The sequence below is a fragment of the Pedobacter glucosidilyticus DSM 23534 genome (assembly GCF_000425145.1).
Classification (GTDB): Bacteria; Bacteroidota; Bacteroidia; order Sphingobacteriales; family Sphingobacteriaceae; genus Pseudopedobacter; species Pseudopedobacter glucosidilyticus.
Genome location: NZ_AULF01000068.1, coordinates 1 through 1,537, shown reverse-complemented (window position 1 = coordinate 1,537; position 1,537 = coordinate 1). Strand labels below are relative to the sequence as shown.

1 protein-coding gene is annotated in these 1,537 nt (G+C 34.1%); it reads right to left on the bottom strand.

Annotated elements, in window-relative coordinates:
- Window positions 1-97: 97 nt before the first annotated feature.
- Window positions 98-1,423, bottom strand: coding sequence for a tetratricopeptide repeat protein (locus H510_RS0112880; protein ID WP_026904690.1), 1,326 nt, complete (start codon window positions 1,421-1,423; stop codon window positions 98-100).
- Window positions 1,424-1,537 lie beyond the last annotated feature (114 nt).

Genomic DNA, 1,537 nt, shown 5'->3' with positions numbered 1-1,537 from the left:
TCGAAGCACTTCACTGTCAACCAAGCAGAAACTTTGATAGAAGCACAAAGCTTGATTTAACCACTGAACCGCCACTTTTGGGTAGGTGCTGTTATGGTTAGTTTTTCTTGATTTCATTCATTCTTTCGATTGCTTCGGGTTCTCCTTTTTCAACTGCTTTCTTCAAAAATTTAAGTCCTTTTTCTGTCTCTCCGTTCTTCATTAAAAAGTCTGCATAGTGATACTCTAAAAGGTCAACTGAGTCTGTTATAGATTCAAATGACTTTTTGAAATAATCTTCTGCTTTATTCAATTCTCCTTTGGCTTGATAATAAAGGGCATAATTTCTATAAGTATAAGCTATGTCGTTGTTTTCTGTCTTCAATGCTTTTTCTAGAAACTCTTTTCCTTCTTCCAATTTACCTAGTTGAATTAGGGCATAACCTAAATTGTCGTTCGCATATCCATAGTCCGGCATTATATTGATTGAACTTTTGAAGTAAGAAACAGATTGTTCATAATTTTTGAGCCTGATACTGTAATAGCCTAAGTTGTTGTAAACATCTGCTTTCATTACATCATCATTGGTCAGGAATAGTATTTTTTGGAGATTGGCAATTGCTTCTTCAAAGTCGTTCTTTAAATACAGGTCGTAAGCCGTTTTAAACAATTCATTAGATTCGAGTTCTTGCTTATCATAAAGTTCACTTGGGTTGTCGTTTAAGTATTTTATTGCTTTTCCAAATTGGCTTTTCAAATCACTTGGCAAATCATCTTTCCATTTTGGTGTGTCTTGCTCGATTAATTTTGAATATGTTGCAAGGGCAAATGCCATTATTTCATTTGGTATTTCTGAAATGTAATTCCATTTGGTTTCCCAAAATCCATCATCAACTCTACCTGTGTCTTTTAGGTTTTGAGAAAGTAAAACTCCAAAACCAAAATATATTCCTGCCAAGTATATAAACAAGTCTGTGTCATCACCTGTGTCGTATTGGAGTTTATTGTCTGTAAGTTTGATTCTGATAAATTCATAAACCAAATTATGAATTAGTCTTTTGGGGTGTTTATGAAGGCTGTTCGCTATATAGATTCTATATTTACCGTCTTCAATTTCTAATTCTGTTTCAAATGGTTTTCCTTCGATTTCGTAGGGCATACCATAAGAATCTCTAATGTCGTTAACGACTTCAAAAGATATCTTCTCTTCTTGAATTTGAAGTAGTGAACACAAGTCTTTAATGATATTTTCAATTGAAACTTTGTCGCTTTTAAAGGTCTTTGGAAAATAGTTTTCTGAAAGAAGGATTTGTTCACTTTCTCGGTAAGGGTATCCAAAAATTTTGATTAACCATCTAAAATTATCTTCAACCCACAGTTGGTCAGGCTCGGTTATCCGAAACGTGTCATTTTCCTTATTTTTAAAGAAGTCGAATAGCTTCATTGTGTCGTTTTAAAATTAACCATAACGTTTTGGCGCTTGGCGAAGAAGCGGATTTCGAAGCACTAAACTGTCTGCCAGCACTGAACTTGATACGAAGCACAAGTTGTCATTTAA